Consider the following 20,013-nt stretch of genomic DNA (forward strand, 5'->3'; position numbering starts at 1 on the left):
CGGCGGGGCTCTTTCGTATCCACGCCCCCGGAGGCCGCCATGCGTTGGCTCGTTCCCCTGCTGATGCTCCTGCTCGCCGGTTGCGCTGCGCAGCCGCCCGGCCCGCCTGCGCCCGCCGAAGCCCCCGCGCCGCGAGCGCCCACGCTCGATTTGCCGATGGATGCGCAGAACTGCCTGAGCCATACCGAGTGCACGCTGAAGACCTCGCGCTCGCTGCTGTTCGTCTTCGACTACGCCGCGGCCGGCGCGCCGCTGGTGGTCAGCGAAGGGCGCCTGCTGAGCACTCCGGAGAAGGTGCCGAACCGGGGCTGGCCGGCGCTGCGCATCCAGCTCGCCGAGCCCGATGGCGGGCGCTTCGAGTTCCACAGCCAGTGCCGGCAGAAGCGCTGCCGGATCAGCGAGGCCAGGCTGCTCGCCTGCTACCGCGACTACCTCGAAGGCCAGGCCTGCCGGCTGCGCTGAGTGTGCTATACCGGAGGGCGATCCCCTACAGGAGAGCCGTTCCATGGACAGCGTTCACGCCAGCGCCCAGCAGGGCTTCGGCCAGGAGGCCGAGACCTACGCCCACGGGCGCCCCGAATACCCCGACGAACTGCTCGGCTGGCTCGACGGCAGCCTCGGCATCCATGCCGCCAGCAAGGTGGCCGACCTGGGGGCCGGCACCGGCAAGTTCACCCGCCTGCTGCTGCGCACCGGCGCCGAAGTGACCGCCATCGAGCCGATGGCGGCCATGCGCGAGCGCCTGCACCAGGAGCTGCCCGACGTGCGCGTGCTGGAAGGCACCGCCCAGGGCATGCCGCTGGCCGACGCCAGCCTGGACGCGGTGCTCTGCGCCCAGGCCTTCCACTGGTTCGCCAAGCCCGAGGCGCTGCGCGAGATCCATCGCGTGCTGCGCCCGCGCGGCCACCTGGGCCTGGTGTGGAACGTGCGCGACGAGCGGGTGGACTGGGTCGCCGAACTGGCCCACATAGTCGCGCCCTACGAGGGCAGCACCCCGCGCTTCCACACCGGCGAATGGCGCCGCGCCTTCGCCGGCGCGCCCTTCGGCCCGCTGCAGCTGCGCGAGTTCAGCTACCGCCACGTCGGCCCGCCGGAGCAGGTGATAGTGGCGCGGACCCTGTCGATCAGCTTCATCGCCGCGCTGCCGGCGGAGCAGAAGGCGCGGGTCGAGCAGCGCCTGCGCGAGCTGATCGCCAGCCACCCGGCGCTCAAGGACCAGGCCGAGGTAGCCTTCCCCTACCGTACCGAAGCCTATTCGGCGGTGGTGCTGGACTGAGACTGCGAAGGGGCGCGCGGATCGGCTAGACTGCGCGCCCGTCACCACGACCCGACCTCCATGCAACCGCTCCGCTACCTCCAGGCCTACCCGCAACAGCTGCAGGACCAGGTCCGCCAGCTGATCGCCGAGGACCGCCTGGGCGAGTACCTGCAGCGCCGCTATCCCGCTCGCCACGAGGTGCAGAGCGACAAGGCGCTGTACGCCTACGCCATGCAGCTCAAGCAGGAGCACATGCGCAACGCGCCGGCGGTGGACAAGGTGCTCTACGACAGCAAGCTGGACGTGGTGCAGCGCGCCCTGGGGCTGAACACCGCGATCTCGCGGGTGCAGGGCGGCAAGCTGAAGGCGAAGAAGGAGATCCGCGTGGCCTCGCTGTTCAAGGACGCGGCGCCGGAGTTCCTGAAGATGATCCTGGTGCACGAGCTGGCGCACCTGCGCGAGCGCGACCACAACAAGGCCTTCTACCAGCTCTGCGAATACATGCTGCCGGGCTACCACCAGCTGGAATTCGACCTGCGCGTCTACCTGACCTGGCGCGAACTGGGCTGAGGCCCCGGCGCCTGGCGCGCCAGGATGCCGCGGGAAGCTCCCGGCGATCGGATGGGGGTCGACCGCACAGGAGCCTTCCCCCGCCGCACCCGGAGAGTAATCAAAACGCTTGGCACATTGCCATCAGTCTTTTCGGAATTTTTTCCCATTCGGGGCAAAAAACGTTTCCGAGCCACCGGGGCGGCCGGCGTGGCCGGTGAATCCAATCGCGGACGGAGTCCGCTCCTACACCGGTGCTTCCTGGAACTGTAGGAGCGGACCTTGTCCGCGATAGCCGAGGGTTCCGGCGCGTTTCGCGGATGAGATCCGCTCCTACGCCGCCCCACCCGCACCATTCCCTGTAGGAGCGCGCCCTGCGCGCGAATCGCGGGCAGGGCCCGCTCCTACAGGCTAGCGGGAGGCATGATATTCCTCCTGTAGGAGCGGACCTTGTCCGCGATAGCCGGATGTATCGGCGCGGTTCGCGGATAAGATCCGCTCCTACGCCGTCCCACCCGCGCCATTCCGATGTAGGAGCGCGCCCTGCGCGCGAATCGCGGGCAGGGCCCGCTCCTACAGGCTGCCGGGAGGCATGATATTCCTCCTGTAGGAGCGGACCTTGTCCGCGATAGCCGGATGTATCGGCGCGGTTCGCGGATGAGATCCGCTCCTACGCCACCCCACCTCACCATTCCCCTGTAGGAGCGGACTTTGTCCGCGATAGCCGGAGGTTCCGGCGCGTTTCGCGGATGAGATCCGCTCCTACGCCGCCCCACCCGCGCCATTCCGATGTAGGAGCGCGCCCTGCGCGCGATTCGCGGGCAGCGCCCGCCGAACGTCAGCCCACAAAAAACGCCGTTCCCCTCTTCAGGAGAACGGCGTTCCCGCAAAGCCAGCGTGCGCGATCAGAACAGGTCCATCGGCGCGCCTTCGTCGGCCGGCAGCGGCGTGCCCGGCGCACCGCTGCCCAGTTCGCTCATGGGCGGCGGGGTGTCTTCGCTCTTGAACAGCTCGAAGTAGGCGCCCGGCGTGCCCGGCGGCGCGGCGCGGCCGCTGAGCGGGTCGATGCGCAGGCTGACCAGGCCGGAGGGCTCGGGCAGCGTGTGCGAGGGCTTGTCCTTGAGCGCCGCGCCCATGTAGCGCATCCAGATCGGCAGCGCCACGTTGCCGCCGAACTCGCGGCGGCCGAGGCTTTCCGGCTGGTCGAAGCCGACCCATACGGTGGTCATGTAGTCGGCGTTGAAGCCGGAGAACCAGGCGTCCTTGGAGTCGTTGGTGGTGCCGGTCTTGCCGGCCAGGTCGTCGCGCTTGAGCGCCAGGGCGCGGCGGCCGGTGCCGCGCTTGATCACGTCCTGCAGCATGCTGGTCATGATGTAGGCGGTGCGGGCGTCGATGATGCGCTCGGCCGGGGCCGGTTCGAGGGTGGTTTTCGCATGGGCCGGGTCGTCGTCCTGCGCTGGCGCGGCGACGGGCTGCGCGGCTTCCTTGTCGGCGACCTGCGGGTTGTCCTCCACCGGCACGCTGGGCGGGTTGGCCTGGTACAGCACCTGGCCGTCGCGGCTTTCGATGCGCTCCACCACGTAGGGGCTGATCTTGTAGCCGCCGTTGGCGAAGGTGCTCCAGGCGCCGGCGATCTCCAGGGGCGTCAGGGTCGCGGTGCCCAGCGCCATGGACAGGTTCGGCGGCAGTTCCTGGGCGTCGAAGCCGAAGCGGCTGATGTACTGGCGCGCGCGCGCCACGCCCAGGGCCTGCAGGGTGCGGATCGAGACCATGTTGCGCGACTTGTACAGTGCCTCGCGCAGGGGGATGGGGCCGAGGAAGGTGTTGGTGTCGTTCTTCGGCCGCCAGACCTTGTCCAGGTACTCGTCGACGAACACGATGGGCGCATCGTTGACCAGGCTGGCGGCGGTGAAGCCATTGTCCAGCGCACAGCTGTAGATGAACGGCTTGAAGCTGGAGCCGGGCTGGCGCTTGGCCTGGACGGCGCGGTTGTAGCTGCTCTGCTCGAAGGAGAAGCCGCCGACCAGGGCCATGATGGCGCCGTTGTCCGGGTTCAGCGATACCAGCGCGCTCTGCGCCGCCGGCACCTGGGTCAGGCGCAGGGCGCCGTCGTCCTTGCGCTGCACGCGGATCACGTCGCCGGGCTGCAGCACGTCGCCGGGCTGGCGCGGCGCCGGGCCCATGCTGTTGCTGCTGAGGAAGGGGCGGGCCCACTTCATGTTGTCCCAGCTGATGGTGTCGTCCTTGCCGTCGCGGGTGACGACCATCACGCCGCTCTTCTCCACGCGGGTGACGATGGCCGGCTCCAGGCCGCCGATCGGGCGCTGCTGGGCCACGGCCAGGCGCCAGGCGTCCAGCGACTTGCCCGGCAGGCGTGCCTCGGGGCCGCGGTAGCCGTGGCGCTGGTCGTATTCCTGCAGGCCTTCGCGCAGGGCGTCGTTGGCGTATTGCTGCAGGTCGCTGTGCACCGTGGTGTAGACCCGGTAGCCCTCGGTATAGGCGTTGCCGCCGTAGCGGCCGACCATCTCGGCGCGGGCCATCTCGGCGATGTAGGGGGCCGCCAGCTCCGGGCTCGCCACGTGGTAGGAGGCGCCCACCGGCTCGGCGACGGCCTCCTGGTAGCGGGCCTGGTCGATGAAGCCGAGCTTGTTCATCCGCTCGAGGATCCAGTTGCGCCGCTCGAGGCTGCGGCTGGCGTTGGCCAGCGGGTTGTAGCGCGAAGGCGCCTTGGGCAGGCCGGCGATCATCGCCATCTGCGCCAGGCTCAACTCCTTGATCGACTTGCCGTAGTACACCTGGGCGGCGGCCTCGATGCCGTAGGCGCGGTTGCCGAGGTAGATCTTGTTGACGTACAGCTCGAGGATCTCGTCCTTGGTCAGCTCGCGCTCGATCTGCAGGGCCAGGAGGATTTCGGTGATCTTGCGCGAGAAGCTGCGCTCGTTGGTGAGGAAGTAGTTCTTCGCCACCTGCATGGTGATGGTGCTACCGCCGGTCTGGATGTGACCGGTCGACAATAATTGCGCGGCAGCGCGCATCAGGCTCTTCACGTCCACGCCATAATGGTTGGCGAAATTGTCGTCCTCTGCCGACAGAAGGGCGTGAATGAAATCCGGGGGGATGTCAGCGAAACGGATAGGCGTGCGGCGCATCTCGCCGAACTCTGCTATCAATTTGTTATCACTGCTGTAAACCCGCAGCGGAATCTGCAGCTGCACGTTGCGCAGGGCGTCGACCGAAGGCAGGCTGGGGCTCAGGTACAGGTAGGCGCCACTTAAACCGAGCAGCACTCCACAAAAAAGGGTGACGCAAGTCCACCATAGAAACTTCAGCAGGCGCATTGGCAGGTCTTGGATTTCCAGGGAAAAGAGAGAGTTAAGCGAAAGGCGCGGCGAAAAGGGAAAAGCTGATCACATTATAAGCAGTTTTTTTGCCGGCGAGCTATTTGCGCGGGTGTCAAGTCTGGTATCTAATGTCAAAAAACATAAATCGTCCGTAAGTCTCGGATGCTGATAGGAAATCAGTCGTGCTAGGGCTCTTCACTAAGAAAGCGAACACACTGCTGGGGATCGACATCAGTTCGACTTCGGTCAAACTCCTCGAGTTGAGCCGTTCGGGCGGGCGCTACAAGGTAGAGGCCTACGCCGTCGAGCCGCTTCCGCCGAACTCGGTGGTCGAGAAAAACATCGCCGAACTGGAGGGGGTCGGCCAGGCGCTGTCGCGGGTGGTCGCCAAGGCGCGCACCGGCGTGAAGACGGCTGCCGTGGCGGTCGCCGGCTCGGCGGTCATCACCAAGACCATCGAGATGGACGGCGGGCTTTCCGAGGACGAGCTGGAGAACCAGCTCAAGATCGAGGCCGACCAGTACATTCCCTACCCCCTGGAGGAGGTCGCCATCGACTTCGAGGTCCAGGGCGTCTCCGCGCGCAATGCCGAACGCGTCGACGTGCTGCTGGCGGCCTGCCGCAAGGAGAACGTCGAGGTGCGCGAGGCCGCGCTGGCCTTGGCCGGGCTCACCGCCAAGGTGGTGGACGTCGAGGCCTATGCGCTGGAGCGCGCCTTCGGCCTGCTCGGCGACCAGCTGGGCGGCAACGCCGACGAGCTGACCGTCGCGGTGGTCGACATCGGCGCCACCATGACCACCCTCAGCGTCCTGCACCACGGCCGCACCATCTATACCCGCGAGCAGCTGTTCGGTGGCCGCCAGCTCACCGAGGAGATCCAGCGCCGCTACGGCCTGTCGGTGGAGGAAGCCGGCCTGGCCAAGAAGCAGGGCGGTCTTCCGGATGACTACGACAGCGAAGTGCTGCAACCGTTCAAGGATGCGGTGGTGCAGCAGGTCTCGCGCTCCCTGCAGTTCTTCTTCGCCGCGGGCCAGTTCAACGACGTCGACTACATCCTGCTCGCCGGCGGCACGGCCTCGATTCCCGACCTGGACCGGCTCATCCAGCAGAAGATCGGCACCCCGACGCTGGTGGCCAACCCCTTCGCCGACATGGTACTGAGCGGCAAGGTGAATGCCGGGGCGCTGGCCAGTGACGCGCCGGCGCTGATGATTGCCTGCGGTCTGGCGATGAGGAGTTTCGACTGATGGCGCGCATCAACCTACTGCCATGGCGGGAGCAGCTGCGCGAGGAGCGCAAGCAGCGCTTCCTGATCGCCCTGGGCGGCGTGCTGCTGGTGTCCGGCGGCCTGGTCTTCCTCGGTGACCAGTACTTCAGCTCGGCGATCGAGAACCAGAGTGCGCGCAACGACTTCCTGCGCAAGGAAATCGCCGTGCTGGATGCCCGCATCAAGGAGATCAGCGAGCTGAAGACGCGCCGCCAGCAACTGCTGGAACGGATGAAGATCATCCAGGACCTGCAGGGCAACCGGCCGATCATCGGGCGCGTCTTCGACCAGTTGGTGCGGACCCTGCCCGATGGCGTGTACTACACCGGCCTGAAGATGAACGGCCACACCATCGCCATCGCCGGCGCCGCCGAGTCCAACAATCGCGTGTCCAACCTGATGCGCAACCTGGACGCCTCCGACTGGCTGACCTCGCCCAACCTCACCGAGGTCAAGGCGATCACCCAGGGCGCCGTCGACCAGGCCAACACCTTCCAGCTCACCGTGCAGCAGACGCAGCCCGGCGAGAAGGTCAAGGAGCAGGAGAAGAAGACAGTCGCGCAAGGAGCCAAGAAATGAGTCTGGCCGATTCCCTGCAAAGCCTGCGCAAGATCGACATCAACGAGCTGGACTTCAACAACGTCGGTTCCTGGCCCGCCGCGGTCAAGGTGATCGCCGGCGCGCTGCTGATGGTGCTGGTGCTGGTGCTCGGCTACCAGTTCCACCTCAAGGACCTGCAAGGCGAGCTGGACCAGCGCCGGGCCGAGGAAGAGACGCTCAAGCAGCAGTTCGGCACCAAGGCCTTCCAGGCGGCCAACCTGGAAGCCTACAAGAACCAGATGAAGGAGATGGAAGAGTCCTTCGGCGCCCTGCTGCGCCAGCTGCCCAGCGACACCGAGGTGCCCGGGCTGCTCGAGGACATCACCCGTACCGGCCTGGGTAGCGGCCTGGAGTTCGAAGAGATCAAGCTGCTGCCGGAAGTCACCCAGCAGTTCTACATCGAGCTGCCGATACAGATCAGCGTGGTCGGCGGCTACCACGACCTGGCGACCTTCGTCAGCGGCGTGGCCAGCCTGCCGCGGATCGTCACCCTGCACGACTTCGAGATCAAACCCGTGAGTGCGGACAGTACCACCAAGCTGCGCATGACCATCGTGGCCAAGACCTACCGCTACAACGACAAGGGCGTGCAGGCCAAGCCGGCGGCCAACAAGGCGGGGGCGAAGAAATGAACAAGCGCCTGATGCTCTGTGGTCTGTTGCTGCTCAGCCTGAACGGCTGCGGCGCGGGCGGCGATTTCGCCGACCTGCAGGCGTACATGGACGAGGTCCGGGCACGGCCCAAGGGCGCCATCGAGCCCCTGCCCAAGTTCCAGCCCTACGAGGCCTTCACCTACAACGCCTCGTCCCTGCGCAGCCCGTTCCAGCCGCCGGTGAAGATCGACCTGGCGATCAAGCAGAAGGGCTCCAAGGTGGTCAAGCCCGACGAAACGCGGGTCAAGCAGTTCCTCGAGGGTTTCAACATCGAGACCTTCGAGATGGTGGGCACGCTGTCCAATCAGGAGGGTACGTTCGCCCTGGTCCGCGGTGCAGGAGGGGTGCACCGGGTCAAGGTCGGCGATTACCTGGGGCGCAACGATGGAAAGATCGTTTCCATCAGCGAAGGCAAGATCGATGTAGTCGAGATCGTTCCTGACGGTGAGGGTGGCTGGCTCGAACGTCCGCGCAGCCTGACTCTCAAGGAGCGCTCCTAAGGGCGGGGATGACCATGGATAACAAACTGCTGTCTGCACGACGGATACAGACGACGATGAACAGAACTATGACCCGCCTGGGCCTCGCCCTGTTGGCCGGCCTTTTCGCGCCGAGCCTGCTCGCCGCCAACCTGCAGAGCGTCGACGTGGCGTCGCTGCCGGGGGATCGCGTGGAGCTCAAGCTGGGCTTCGACGAGCCGGTGACCGCGCCGCGTGGCTACACCATCGAGCAGCCGGCGCGCATCGCGCTGGACCTGCCGGGCGTGCAGAACAAGCTGGGCAGCAAGAACCGCGAGCTGGGCGTGGGCAACGCGCGCAGCCTGACCGTGGTCGAGGCCAAGGACCGCACCCGCCTGATCATCAACCTGACCAGCCTGGTGCCGTACTCCACCCGTACCCAGGGCAACAACCTGATCATCCTGGTCGGCCAGGGCGGCGGTGCGCCGGTCGCGGCGGCCAGCTCCGCGCCAGCCGCGGCCCCGGCCTATGCCGCGGCGCCCCGCCCGGTGCAGCCCAAGCCCTACGTGCCGATGGGCAAGGCGATCCGCAACATCGACTTCCAGCGCGGCGAGCAGGGCGAGGGCAACGTGGTCATCGACCTGTCCGACCCGAGCGTCAGCCCCGACATCCAGGAGCAGGGCGGCAAGATCCGCCTGGACTTCCCGCGCACCCAGCTGCCCGACAGCCTGCGCGTACGCCTGGACGTGAAGGACTTCGCCACCCCGGTGCAGTTCGTCAACGCCTCGGCGGCCGGCGACAAGGCCAGCATCGTCATCGAGCCCAGCGGCCTGTACGACTACCTGGTGTTCCAGACCGACAACCGCATGACCGTCAGCATCAAGCCGATGACCGCCGGCGATGCCGAGAAGCGCAAGAAGGACAGCTTCGCCTACACCGGCGAGAAGCTGTCGCTGAACTTCCAGGACATCGACGTGCGCTCGGTGCTGCAGCTGATCGCCGACTTCACCGACCTCAACCTGGTGGCCTCGGACACCGTGCAGGGCAACATCACCCTGCGCCTGCAGAACGTGCCCTGGGACCAGGCGCTGGACCTGGTGCTCAAGACCAAGGGCCTGGACAAGCGCAAGGTCGGCAACGTGCTGCTGGTGGCGCCGGCCGACGAGATCGCCGCGCGCGAGCGCCAGGAGCTGGAAGCGCAGAAGCAGATCGCTGAACTTGCGCCCCTGCGCCGTGAGCTGATCCAGGTGAACTACGCCAAGGCCTCCGACATCGCCAAGCTGTTCCAGTCCGTCACCGGCACCAGCTCCGGTCCGGGCGCCCAGCCTGCCGCCGGTAGCGACAACCGTGGCTCCATCACCGTCGACGACCGCACCAACGCGATCATCGCCTACCAGACCCAGGACCGCCTGGACGAGCTGCGCCGCATCGTCTCGCAGCTGGACATCCCGGTACGCCAGGTGATGATCGAGGCGCGCATCGTCGAGGCCAGCGTCGACTACACCAAGGAGCTGGGGGTGCAGTGGGGCGGTTCGCTGAACAACCGCGGCAACTTCAACATCAGCGGCGGCACCAACAGCGCGACCAACACCTTCGTCGACCTGGGCGTGACCACCGCGACGCCGACCTCCGGCATCGGCATCGGCTTCGTCACCGACAACACCACCCTGGACCTGCAGCTCAACGCCATGGAGAAGACCGGCAACGGCGAAGTGGTGTCGCAGCCCAAGGTGGTCACCTCGGACAAGGAAACCGCGAAGATCCTCAAGGGCTCGGAGATTCCCTACCAGGAAGCCAGCTCCAGCGGCGCCACCTCGGTGTCGTTCAAGGAGGCCGCGCTGTCCCTGGAGGTCACCCCGCAGATCACCCCGGACAACCGCATCATCATGCAGGTCAAGGTGAACAAGGACGAGCCCGACTACCAGAACGCGCTGCTCGGCGTACCGCCGATCAAGAAGAACGAGGTCAACGCCAAGGTGCTGGTCAACGACGGTGAAACCATCGTCATCGGCGGGGTGTTCTCCAACACCCAGACCAAGACCACCTCCAAGGTACCGTTCCTCGGCGACGTACCGGTCGTCGGCCGCCTGTTCAAGAACGACTACGTGCAGGACACCAAGAACGAGCTTCTGGTTTTCCTCACTCCCCGGATCATGAATAATCAGGCCATTGCCATCGATCGTTGATCAATGCCGTGCCCAATTTGATTCTGGTAGGCCCGATGGGTGCTGGAAAGAGCACCATCGGGCGTCTTCTTGCCAAAGAGCTGCACCTCGACTTCAAGGACTCCGACAAGGAGATCGAACAGCGCTGCGGAGCCAACATCCCCTGGATCTTCGACGTCGAGGGGGAGGCCGGCTTCCGTGAGCGGGAAACCGCCATGCTCGCCGAGCTCTGCGACGGCGATGGCGTGGTGATCGCCACCGGCGGCGGCGCCGTGCTGCGCGAGGCCAACCGCGCCGCGCTGAAGGCCGGCGGCAAGGTGGTCTACCTGCACGCCTCGGTCGACCAGCAGATCGCCCGCACCGCCCGCGACAAGAACCGGCCGCTGCTGCAGAAGCCCAACCCGGGGCAGATCCTGCGCGACCTCATGGCCCTGCGCGATCCGCTCTACCGGGAAGTCGCCGACGTGGTGGTGGAAACCGACGAGCGGCCGCCGCGCCTGGTGGTGCTGGAGATACTCGATCGCCTGCGCAGGCTGGAGCGCCATTAAAGGGCGCCCGGTTCTGCGTTATCCTAGTGCCCTTTCCTGTCTGGGGGCTTCATGCGCACACTCACTGTCGATCTCGGCGACCGCAGCTACCCGATCCACATCGGCGAAGGGCTGCTGGACGACCCGCGCCATTTCGCGCCCTACATCCGTGGGCGGCAGGTCGCCATCGTCACCAACGAGACCATCGCCCCGCTGTACCTGGCGCGCCTGCAGAAGACGCTGGCCGACTACGCGCAGATCGCCGTGGTCCTGCCCGATGGCGAGGCCTACAAGCAGTGGGAAACCCTGCAGTTGATCTTCGATGCCCTGCTGCAGGCGCGGCATGACCGCAAGACCACCCTGATCGCCCTCGGCGGCGGCGTGGTCGGCGACATGACCGGCTTCGCCGCCGCCTGCTACCAGCGCGGCGTCGACTTCATCCAGGTGCCGACCACCCTGTTGTCCCAGGTGGACTCCTCGGTGGGCGGCAAGACCGGCATCAACCACCCGCTGGGCAAGAACATGATCGGCGCCTTCTACCAGCCGCAGGCGGTGGTCATCGATGCCGCCTCGCTGCGTACGCTGCCGGCCCGCGAGCTGTCCGCCGGCCTGGCGGAAGTCATCAAGTACGGCCTGATCTGCGACGAGCCCTTCCTCGCCTGGCTGGAAGACAACGTCGATGCGCTGCTGGCGCTCGACTCCGCCGCCCTGGCCGAAGCCATCGAGCGTTCCTGCGCGGCCAAGGCACGCGTGGTGGGCGCCGACGAACGGGAGTCCGGGGTGCGCGCCACCCTGAACCTGGGCCACACCTTCGGCCACGCCATCGAGACCCACATGGGCTATGGCGTCTGGCTGCACGGCGAAGCCGTGGGCGCGGGAACCGTGATGGCACTGCAGATGTCGCATCTGTTGGGCTGGCTGACCGCCGCCGAGCGCGATCGTGGCGTGCGCCTGCTGCAGCGGGCGAAACTGCCGGTAGTGCCGCCGAAGGAAATGAGCGCCGGGGACTTCCTCGAGCACATGGCGGTGGACAAGAAGGTGCTCGACGGCCGTCTGCGCCTCGTATTGCTGAAAGGGCTGGGGGATGCGGTGGTCACTGCGGACTTCCCTCGTGAGATTCTGGAAGAAACCCTGCGTACTGATTACCAGGCCCTGGTCGATCAGTTAGGAGAACATTGAGGTCCCATGTCCAGCTTGCATGCCGATGAGGCCTTCCTGGCCCACTACCAGTTCAGCCACGACCCCTTCGCTCCGCGGGTTCCTGGCTTCAAGTTCTTCCCGGCACAGCGCAAGCCGGTGCTGGGCCAACTGCACCACCTGGCGCGCTACAGCCACCTGCTGCTGGCGGTGACCGGCCCCCTGGGCAGCGGCAAGACCCTGCTGCGCCAGGCCCTGGTGGCCAGCACCAACAAGGACGCGGTGTCCAGCGTGGTGATCTCCGGCCGCTCGGCGGCCGACGAGGCCACCCTGATGCGCCAGCTGGCCCAGGGCCTGGGCATCACTCAGGTGAGCATCGAGGCCATCCTGGCCAAGGTCGCCCAGCTGGCGATCACCGGGCAGGACGTCTACCTGCTGGTGGACGATGCCGAGCAATTGCGCGACGGCGCCCTCGAAGTGCTGCTGTTGCTGGCCGCCGGCAACAGCGAGGCGCGCCTGCACGTGTTCCTGTTCGGCGAGCCCGAGCTGCTGTCGCGGCTGGAGGCGCTGTCCGAGGGCGAGGAACGCTTCCACGCCATCGAGCTGCAGCCCTACAGCGAGGAAGAGACCCGCGAATACCTGGCGCAGCGCCTGGAAGGCGCCGGCCAGGGCGCGGAGCTGATTTCCGACGACCTGCTGGCCGACATCCACGAGCAATCCGGCGGCTGGCCGGGCTCGATCAACCAGGTGGCCCGCGATGCCCTGATCGAGGCGATGCTGGCCGACCGTGGCGGTGCCCGCAAGGCTGCCCCCGGCGCCGGCCTGCGCCTGCCGAAGAAGCATCTGCTGATCCTCGGCGTGGTCGCCATCGGCGTGGTCGCCGCCTGGTTCATGCAGGGCCGCACCAGCAAGCCGGATAGCGCCGCCACCCAGGCTTCCGCGCAACTGCCGATGGGCTCCGCCGCGCAACCGGGCGCCGCCCAGGCGCCGGCCTCGGGTTCCGGCCCCTCGGTGGAATTCGCCGGCTCCAACCAGCCGGTGCCGCTGCCGCTGGTGGGCGAGGCCCAGCCGGTGATCCGCGAGCCCATGGCCCAGGCCGGTGGCCAGGAAGATGCCGACGAGGGCGCCATGCCCGCGCCAGGCGTGCCGCCGACCGTGACCACCTCCGCACCGCCGCTCGCGCCGCTGGCCGGCAAGAGCGCGGCGCAGCCGCTGAACCCGGTGCCGCCGGCGCCGAGCGTGGCGAGCGCTTCGGCGCAGCCGGTGGTTTCGGCGCCGGCTCCCGTGCCGGCGCCGGCCAGCAAGCCGGTGGCCAAGGCCGAGCCGGTCAAGCCGGTCGCCAAGCCCGCGGCCAAGCCGGCCGAGCCCAAGGCCGTGGCCAAGGCGGCGCCGAGCAAGCCCGCCGCCGCCCCGGCCAAGGCCAGCGCCGCCGCCGGTGGTGCCGGCAGCCAGTGGTATCGCTCGCAGCCCGCGGGGAATTATGCTGTGCAGGTGCTGGGCACCGGCTCCGAGGCCAGCGCCAAGGCCTACATCAGCAAGCAGGGTGGCGGCGAGTACCGCTACTTCCGCAAGACCCTGCAGGGCAAGCCGTTCTACGTGGTGACCTACGGCAGCTTCCCCAGCCGCGCCGCCGCCCAGGCCGCGGTGAAGAGCCTGTCGGCCAAGGCCCAGGGCGGCAAACCCTGGCCGCGCACCTTCGCCAGCATCCAGCAGGAAATCGCCGGCGCCCACTGACGGCACTGTCGCAAAAATGAAAACCCGCCAGTCACAAGCACGACTGGCGGGTTTTTTCTTTCAGGAATGCGACATTCAGTTTCAGCCCCTCGCCAAAAATTTGTGACGCGCCTTTTACCTATGTACAATGGCCTCCCTTTGCCTGTCGGAAACTTGCCGCTTGAGCGAGAAGACAGGCGAAGTCGCTGAATTAAAAAAGTTTTGCCGGTGAGAGTTCCCTATGAAAGCAGGTCTGTACCATCCTGAGACGTTCAAGGATAACTGCGGATTCGGCCTGATCGCCCATATGCAGGGCGAGCCAAGCCATGAACTTCTGCAAACCGCCATCGAAGCACTGACCTGCATGACCCACCGAGGTGGGATCAACGCGGACGGGAAGACCGGGGACGGCTGCGGGCTGCTGATCCAGAAGCCCGACGAGTTCCTGCGTGCGGTGGCCAAGGCCGAATTCGCGACCGACCTGCCCGCCCAGTATGCGGTGGGCATGGTCTTCTTCAACCAGGACCCGGTGAAGGCCGAGGCCGCTCGCGCGAACATGAACCGCGAGATCGAGGCCGAAGGCCTGCAACTGGTCGGCTGGCGCAAGGTGCCGATCGACACCAGCGTGCTCGGCCGCCTGGCCCTGGAGCGCCTGCCGCAGATCGAGCAGGTGTTCGTCGGCGGCGAAGGCCTGTCCGACCAGGACTTCGCCGTGAAGCTGTTCTGCGCCCGCCGCCGTTCCTCGGTGGCCAACGCCGCGGATGCCGACCACTACGTCTGCAGCTTCTCGCACAAGACCATCATCTATAAGGGCCTGATGATGCCGGCGGACCTCGCCGCCTTCTATCCGGACCTCTCGGACGAGCGCCTGAAGACCGCCATCTGCGTCTTCCACCAGCGCTTCTCCACCAACACCCTGCCGAAGTGGCCGCTGGCCCAGCCGTTCCGCCTGCTGGCGCACAACGGCGAGATCAACACCATCACCGGCAACCGCAACTGGGCCCAGGCCCGGCGCAGCAAGTTCACCAACGAGTTCATGCCGAACCTCGACGAGCTGGGCCCGCTGGTCAATCGCGTGGGTTCGGACTCCTCCAGCATGGACAACATGCTCGAGCTGATGGTCACCGGCGGCATGGACATGTTCCGCGGCCTGCGCATGATCATTCCGCCGGCCTGGCAGAACGTCGAGACCATGGACGCCGACCTGCGCGCGTTCTATGAATTCAACTCGCTGCACATGGAGCCGTGGGACGGCCCCGCCGGCGTGGTGCTGACCGACGGCCGCTACGCCGTCTGCCTGCTCGACCGCAACGGCCTGCGCCCGGCGCGCTGGGTCACCACCCGCAACGGCTACATCACCCTGGCCTCGGAAATCGGCGTCTGGGACTACAAGGCCGAGGACGTCCTGGCCAAGGGTCGCGTCGGCCCGGGGCAGATCCTCGCGGTGGACACCGAGACCGGCCAGCTGCTGCAGACCGAGGACATCGACAACCGCCTGAAGTCGCGCCACCCCTACAAGCAGTGGCTGCGCCAGAGCGCGCTGCGCATCCAGGCGACCCTGGAGGACGACCAGGGCGTGGCCAGCTACGACAGCGACCAGCTCAAGCAGTACATGAAGATGTTCCAGGTCACCTTCGAGGAGCGTGACCAGGTGCTGCGCCCGCTGGCCGAGCAGGGCCAGGAAGCGGTCGGCTCGATGGGCGACGACACCCCGATGGCGGTGCTGTCCAAGCGCATCCGCTCGCCCTACGACTACTTCCGCCAGGTCTTCGCCCAGGTGACCAACCCGCCGATCGACCCGCTGCGCGAGGCGATCGTGATGTCCCTGGAGACCTGCCTGGGCGTCGAGCAGAACATCTTCGAAGAGTCGCCGCACCACGCCAACCAGGCCATCCTGACCACCCCGGTGATCTCCCCGGCGAAGTGGCGCAGCCTGATGAACCTGGAGCGCCCGGGCTTCGACCGTCACCACATCGACCTGAACTACGACGAGTCCGTCGGCCTGGAAGCGGCCGTGCGCAACATCGCCGACCAGGCCGAGGAAGCCGTGCGCGCCGGCAAGGTGCTGCTGGTGCTGTCCGACCGCCACATCGCCCCCGGCAAGCTGCCGGTGCACGCGGCCCTGGCCGTCGGCGCCGTGCACCATCGCCTGGTGCAGACCGGCCTGCGCTGCGACTCCAACATCCTGGTGGAGACCGCCACCGCCCGTGACCCGCATCACTTCGCGGTGCTGGTGGGCTTCGGCGCCTCCGCGGTCTACCCGTTCCTCGCCTACGAGGTGCTGGCCGACCTGATCCGCACCGGTGAAGTGCTGGGCGACCTCTACGAGGTGTTCAAGTACTACCGCAAGGGCATCTCCAAGGGCCTGATGAAGATCCTCTCGAAGATGGGCATCTCCACCGTGGCTTCGTACCGCGGCGCCCAGCTGTTCGAGGCGATCGGCCTGTCCGACGAGGTCACCGGCCTGTGCTTCCCGGGCGTGCCCAGCCGCATCCAGGGCGCGCGCTTCCTCGACATCGAGAACGAGCAGAAACTGCTGGCCGGCGAGGCCTGGAACAACCGCAAGGCGATCCAGCAGGGCGGCCTGCTGAAGTTCGTCTACGGCGGCGAGTACCACGCCTACAACCCGGACGTGGTCAACACCCTGCAGGCCGCCGTGCAACAGGGCGACTACGAGAAGTTCAAGGAATACACCGCGCTGGTGGACAAGCGCCCGGTGTCGATGCTCCGCGACCTGCTGCAGGTGAAGCCCGTCGAGCAGCCGCTGAGCCTCGACGAGATCGAGCCGCTGGAGTCGATCTTCAAGCGCTTCGACGCCGCCGGCATCTCCCTCGGCGCGCTGTCGCCGGAGGCCCACGAGGCCCTGGCCGAGGCGATGAACCGCCTTGGCGGGCGTTCCAACTCCGGTGAGGGCGGCGAGGACCCGGCGCGCTACGGCACGCTGAAGAGCTCGAAGATCAAGCAGGTGGCCACCGGCCGCTTCGGCGTGACCCCGGAATACCTGGTCAACGCCGAGGTCCTGCAGATCAAGGTGGCCCAGGGCGCCAAGCCCGGCGAGGGCGGCCAGCTGCCCGGCGGCAAGGTCAACGGCCTGATCGCCCGCCTGCGCTATGCGGTGCCCGGCGTGACCCTGATCTCTCCGCCGCCGCACCACGACATCTACTCCATCGAGGACCTGGCGCAACTGATCTTCGACCTCAAGCAGGTCAACCCGCAGGCGCTGGTGTCGGTGAAGCTGGTCTCCGAGCCGGGCGTGGGCACCATCGCCGCCGGCGTGGCCAAGGCCTATGCCGACCTGATCACCATCTCCGGCTACGACGGTGGTACCGGCGCCTCGCCCATCACCTCCATCAAGTACGCCGGCAGCCCGTGGGAACTGGGCCTGGCCGAGGCGCACCAGACCCTGCGCGGCAACGACCTGCGCGGCAAGGTCCGCGTGCAGACCGACGGCGGCCTGAAGACCGGCCTGGACGTGATCAAGGCGGCCATCCTCGGCGCCGAGAGCTTCGGCTTCGGCACCGCGCCGATGATCGCCCTGGGCTGCAAGTACCTGCGCATCTGCCACCTGAACAACTGCGCCACCGGCGTGGCCACCCAGAACGACAAGCTGCGCAAGGACCACTTCATCGGCACCGTCGAGATGGTGACGAACTTCTTCACCTTCATCGCCAGCGAGACCCGCGAGTGGCTGGCCAGGCTGGGCGTGCGCAGCCTCGCCGAGCTGATCGGGCGTACCGACCTGCTGGAAATCCTGCCCGGCGAAACCGCCAAGCAGGGCAACCTCGACCTCACGCCGCTGCTGGGCAGCGACCTGATCCCGGCCGAGAAGCCGCAGTTCTGCGAAGTGGAGAAGAACCCGCCGTTCGACCAGGGCCTGCTGGCCGAGAAGATGGTCGAGCTGGCCCGTGGCGCCATCGAGGGCGCCAAGGGCGGCGAGTACGCGCTGGACATCTGCAACTGCGACCGTTCCATCGGCGCGCGCGTGTCCGGCGAGATCGCCCGTGTGCACGGCAACCAGGGCATGGCCAAGGCGCCGATCACCTTCCGCTTCAAGGGCACCGCGGGGCAGAGCTTCGGCGTGTGGAACGCCGGCGGCCTGCACCTGTACCTGGAAGGCGACGCCAACGACTACGTGGGCAAGGGCATGACCGGCGGCAAGCTGGTGGTCACCCCGCCCAAGGGCAGCCCGTTCAAGACCCAGGAGTCGGCCATCCTCGGCAACACCTGCCTGTACGGCGCCACCGGCGGCAAGCTGTTCGCCGCCGGCACCGCGGGCGAGCGTTTCGGCGTGCGCAACTCCGGCGCCCACGCCGTGGTGGAAGGCACCGGCGACCACTGCTGCGAATACATGACCGGCGGTTTCGTCTGCGTACTGGGCAAGACCGGCTACAACTTCGGCTCCGGCATGACCGGGGGCTTCGCCTATGTCCTGGACATGGACAACACCTTCGTCGACCGCGTGAACCATGAGCTGGTGGAAATCCAGCGGATCAGCGGCGAGTCGATGGAGGCCCAGCGCAGTCACCTGCGCAAGGTCCTGGTGGAATATGTCGAGGAAACGGCGAGCGAGTGGGGTGCGAACCTGCTGGAGAACCTCGACGACTACCTGCGTCGGTTCTGGCTGGTGAAACCGAAGGCCGCCAGCCTCGGTTCCCTGCTGACCAGCACCCGTGCCAACCCGCAGTGAAGCCGCTATAGGCGCCAGGCCACAGGCTGCAGGCCGGCCTGGCCCTTACCGTGTAGTTTGCCTGCGGCCCGCAGCCTGAAGCCTGCGGCCGCTGTAAATGAGGTCTTGAAATGTCTGAACGTCTCAACAATGACTTCCAGTTCATCGAAGTCGGGCGCAAGGATCCGAAGAAGAAACTGCTGCGCCAGCGCAAGCGCGAGTTCGTGGAAATCTACGACCTGTTCAAGCCGCAGCAGGCGGCCGACCAGGCGCACCGCTGCCTGGGCTGCGGCAACCCGTACTGCGAATGGAAGTGCCCGGTACACAACTTCATCCCCAACTGGCTGAAGCTGGTTTCCGAAGGCAACATCCTGGCCGCCGCCGAGCTGTCGCACCAGACCAACACCCTGCCGGAAGTCTGCGGCCGGGTGTGCCCGCAGGACCGCCTCTGCGAGGGTGCCTGCACCCTCAACGACGGCTTCGGCGCGGTGACCATCGGTTCGGTGGAGAAGTACATCACCGACACCGCCTTCGCCATGGGCTGGCGCCCGGACATGTCCAAGGTCAAGCCCACCGGCAAGCGCGTCGCGGTGATCGGCGCGGGCCCGGCCGGCCTGGGCTGCGCCGACGTGCTGGTGCGCAACGGCGTGACCCCGGTGGTGTTCGACAAGAACCCGGAGATCGGCGGCCTGCTGACCTTCGGCATCCCCGAGTTCAAGCTGGAAAAGACCGTGCTCAGCCGCCGTCGTGAAGTCTTCACCGGCATGGGCATCGAGTTCCGCCTGAACACCGAGATCGGCAAGGACGTGACCATGCAGCAACTGCTCGACGAGTTCGACGCGGTGTTCATGGGCATGGGTACCTACACCTACATGAAAGGCGGCTTCCCCGGCGAGGACCTGCCCGGCGTGCACGACGCGCTGGACTTCCTGATCGCCAACGTGAACCGCAACCTGGGCTTCGAGAAGTCCCCCGAGGACTTCGTCGACATGAAGGGCAAGCGCGTGGTGGTCCTGGGTGGTGGCGACACCGCGATGGACTGCAACCGCACCTCGATCCGCCAGGGCGCCAAGGCCGTGACCTGCGCCTACCGCCGCGACGAGGCGAACATGCCCGGCTCGCGCAAGGAAGTGAAGAACGCCAAGGAAGAGGGCGTGAAGTTCCTCTTCAACCGCCAGCCCATCGCCATCGTCGGCGAGGACAAGGTGGAAGGCGTGAAGGTGGTCGAGACCCGTCTGGGCGAGCCGGACGCCCGCGGCCGCCGCAGCCCCGAGCCGATCCCGGGCTCCGAGGAGATCATCCCGGCCGAAGCCGTGCTGATCGCCTTCGGCTTCCGCCCGAGCCCGGCTCCCTGGTTCGACGAGCACCAGGTCGAGATCGACAACCAGGGCCGCGTCATCGCCCCGGCCGCCGCGCAGTTCAAGCACCAGACCAGCAACCCGAAGATCTTCGCCGGCGGCGACATGGTCCGCGGTTCCGACCTGGTGGTGACGGCGATCTTCGAAGGGCGCACTGCGGCCGAAGGTATCCTCGATTACCTCGGCGTCTGACACCTGCTTTTGTAGGAGCGAGCTTGCTCGCGAACAAACCCCGCAGCGGGGCCAGGGTTCGCGAGCAAGCTCGCTCCTACGAAAAGCAAAGGCACATGGCGCTGCGGCAGAATGCCGCGATGGACAAAA

Annotated in this window: 14 protein-coding genes; 13 read left to right on the forward strand and 1 reads right to left on the reverse strand. The window is 66.9% G+C overall.

Going from position 1 to position 20,013, the window contains the following annotated elements; all coding sequences use genetic code 11:
• Positions 1 to 39: 39 nt before the first annotated feature.
• The 3 genes from DK254_RS06570 to DK254_RS06580 are packed head-to-tail and all read left to right on the forward strand — an operon-like array spanning position 40 to position 1,828.
• Positions 40 to 462 (forward strand): hypothetical protein, encoded by a 423-nt coding sequence (locus DK254_RS06570; protein ID WP_109933137.1) that lies wholly within the window; start codon positions 40 to 42, stop codon positions 460 to 462.
• 43 nt (positions 463 to 505) lie between these two features.
• Complete coding sequence (locus tag DK254_RS06575; RefSeq protein ID WP_109933138.1) at positions 506 to 1,276, forward strand: class I SAM-dependent methyltransferase; 771 nt, start codon at positions 506 to 508, stop codon at positions 1,274 to 1,276.
• 60 nt (positions 1,277 to 1,336) lie between these two features.
• On the forward strand, positions 1,337 to 1,828 hold the full coding sequence (locus DK254_RS06580; RefSeq protein ID WP_089389905.1) for a M48 family metallopeptidase: 492 nt from the start codon (positions 1,337 to 1,339) through the stop codon (positions 1,826 to 1,828).
• Positions 1,829 to 2,712: 884 nt separating this feature from the next.
• Here DK254_RS06580 and DK254_RS06585 read toward each other — a convergent pair.
• A complete protein-coding gene (locus DK254_RS06585; RefSeq protein WP_109933139.1) occupies positions 2,713 to 5,145 on the reverse strand; it encodes a penicillin-binding protein 1A in 2,433 nt (810 codons plus the stop codon).
• A gap of 185 nt (positions 5,146 to 5,330) precedes the next feature.
• On the opposite strand from DK254_RS06585, the gene DK254_RS06590 reads away from it, so the two are divergent.
• The 10 genes from DK254_RS06590 to DK254_RS06635 all read left to right on the forward strand — a co-directional run bounded on the left by DK254_RS06590 (position 5,331) and on the right by DK254_RS06635 (position 19,884).
• Positions 5,331 to 6,395: a pilus assembly protein PilM gene (locus DK254_RS06590; protein ID WP_109933140.1), complete on the forward strand. Its 1,065-nt coding sequence runs from the start codon at positions 5,331 to 5,333 to the stop codon at positions 6,393 to 6,395.
• Positions 6,395 to 6,994 carry a type 4a pilus biogenesis protein PilN gene (gene pilN, locus DK254_RS06595; protein WP_109933141.1) on the forward strand — a complete coding sequence of 200 codons (600 nt, stop codon included), beginning with the start codon at positions 6,395 to 6,397 and terminating at the stop codon, positions 6,992 to 6,994. The genes DK254_RS06590 and pilN overlap by 1 nt, the downstream gene beginning before the upstream one ends.
• Positions 6,991 to 7,647, forward strand: coding sequence for a type 4a pilus biogenesis protein PilO (gene pilO, locus DK254_RS06600; protein WP_109933142.1), 657 nt, complete (start codon positions 6,991 to 6,993; stop codon positions 7,645 to 7,647). The genes pilN and pilO overlap by 4 nt, the downstream gene beginning before the upstream one ends.
• Positions 7,644 to 8,168 carry a type 4a pilus biogenesis lipoprotein PilP gene (gene pilP / locus DK254_RS06605; RefSeq protein WP_089389909.1) on the forward strand — a complete coding sequence of 175 codons (525 nt, stop codon included), beginning with the start codon at positions 7,644 to 7,646 and terminating at the stop codon, positions 8,166 to 8,168. Before pilO ends, pilP begins: the two co-directional genes overlap by 4 nt.
• Before the next feature lie 56 nt (positions 8,169 to 8,224).
• Positions 8,225 to 10,312 (forward strand): type IV pilus secretin PilQ, encoded by a 2,088-nt coding sequence (gene pilQ / locus DK254_RS06610; protein WP_109933143.1) that lies wholly within the window; start codon positions 8,225 to 8,227, stop codon positions 10,310 to 10,312.
• A gap of 8 nt (positions 10,313 to 10,320) precedes the next feature.
• A complete protein-coding gene (gene aroK / locus DK254_RS06615; protein WP_089390050.1) occupies positions 10,321 to 10,839 on the forward strand; it encodes a shikimate kinase AroK in 519 nt (172 codons plus the stop codon).
• A 51-nt stretch (positions 10,840 to 10,890) separates the two neighbouring features.
• The gene (aroB, locus tag DK254_RS06620; protein WP_109933144.1) at positions 10,891 to 11,997 is read left to right on the forward strand and encodes a 3-dehydroquinate synthase; all 1,107 of its coding nucleotides are present in this window, start codon (positions 10,891 to 10,893) and stop codon (positions 11,995 to 11,997) included.
• 6 nt (positions 11,998 to 12,003) lie between these two features.
• Positions 12,004 to 13,689 carry an AAA family ATPase gene (locus DK254_RS06625; RefSeq protein ID WP_109933145.1) on the forward strand — a complete coding sequence of 562 codons (1,686 nt, stop codon included), beginning with the start codon at positions 12,004 to 12,006 and terminating at the stop codon, positions 13,687 to 13,689.
• 220 nt (positions 13,690 to 13,909) lie between these two features.
• Positions 13,910 to 18,355: a glutamate synthase large subunit gene (gene gltB, locus DK254_RS06630; RefSeq protein ID WP_109933146.1), complete on the forward strand. Its 4,446-nt coding sequence runs from the start codon at positions 13,910 to 13,912 to the stop codon at positions 18,353 to 18,355.
• Between the two features lie 110 nt (positions 18,356 to 18,465).
• The gene (locus tag DK254_RS06635; protein ID WP_109933147.1) at positions 18,466 to 19,884 is read left to right on the forward strand and encodes an FAD-dependent oxidoreductase; all 1,419 of its coding nucleotides are present in this window, start codon (positions 18,466 to 18,468) and stop codon (positions 19,882 to 19,884) included.
• Positions 19,885 to 20,013 lie beyond the last annotated feature (129 nt).

Origin of the sequence: Pseudomonas sp. RW407 (assembly GCF_003176655.1) — a bacterium.
Lineage (GTDB): Bacteria > Pseudomonadota > Gammaproteobacteria > Pseudomonadales > Pseudomonadaceae > Pseudomonas > Pseudomonas delhiensis.

Bases quoted from the DNA above. Each gene is read 5' to 3' on its own strand.
- DK254_RS06625 (WP_109933145.1), top strand. From the start codon at position 12,004: ATGTCCAGCTTGCATGCCGATGAGGCCTTCCTGGCCCACTACCAGTTC.
- pilN (WP_109933141.1), top strand. From the start codon at position 6,395: ATGGCGCGCATCAACCTACTGCCATGGCGGGAGCAGCTGCGCGAGGAG.
- aroB (WP_109933144.1), top strand. From the start codon at position 10,891: ATGCGCACACTCACTGTCGATCTCGGCGACCGCAGCTACCCGATCCAC.
- DK254_RS06580 (WP_089389905.1), top strand. From the start codon at position 1,337: ATGCAACCGCTCCGCTACCTCCAGGCCTACCCGCAACAGCTGCAGGAC.
- gltB (WP_109933146.1), top strand. From the start codon at position 13,910: ATGAAAGCAGGTCTGTACCATCCTGAGACGTTCAAGGATAACTGCGGA.
- DK254_RS06575 (WP_109933138.1), top strand. From the start codon at position 506: ATGGACAGCGTTCACGCCAGCGCCCAGCAGGGCTTCGGCCAGGAGGCC.
- DK254_RS06585 (WP_109933139.1), bottom strand. From the start codon at position 5,145: ATGCGCCTGCTGAAGTTTCTATGGTGGACTTGCGTCACCCTTTTTTGT.
- DK254_RS06635 (WP_109933147.1), top strand. From the start codon at position 18,466: ATGTCTGAACGTCTCAACAATGACTTCCAGTTCATCGAAGTCGGGCGC.
- pilP (WP_089389909.1), top strand. From the start codon at position 7,644: ATGAACAAGCGCCTGATGCTCTGTGGTCTGTTGCTGCTCAGCCTGAAC.
- pilO (WP_109933142.1), top strand. From the start codon at position 6,991: ATGAGTCTGGCCGATTCCCTGCAAAGCCTGCGCAAGATCGACATCAAC.
- DK254_RS06570 (WP_109933137.1), top strand. From the start codon at position 40: ATGCGTTGGCTCGTTCCCCTGCTGATGCTCCTGCTCGCCGGTTGCGCT.
- pilQ (WP_109933143.1), top strand. From the start codon at position 8,225: ATGAACAGAACTATGACCCGCCTGGGCCTCGCCCTGTTGGCCGGCCTT.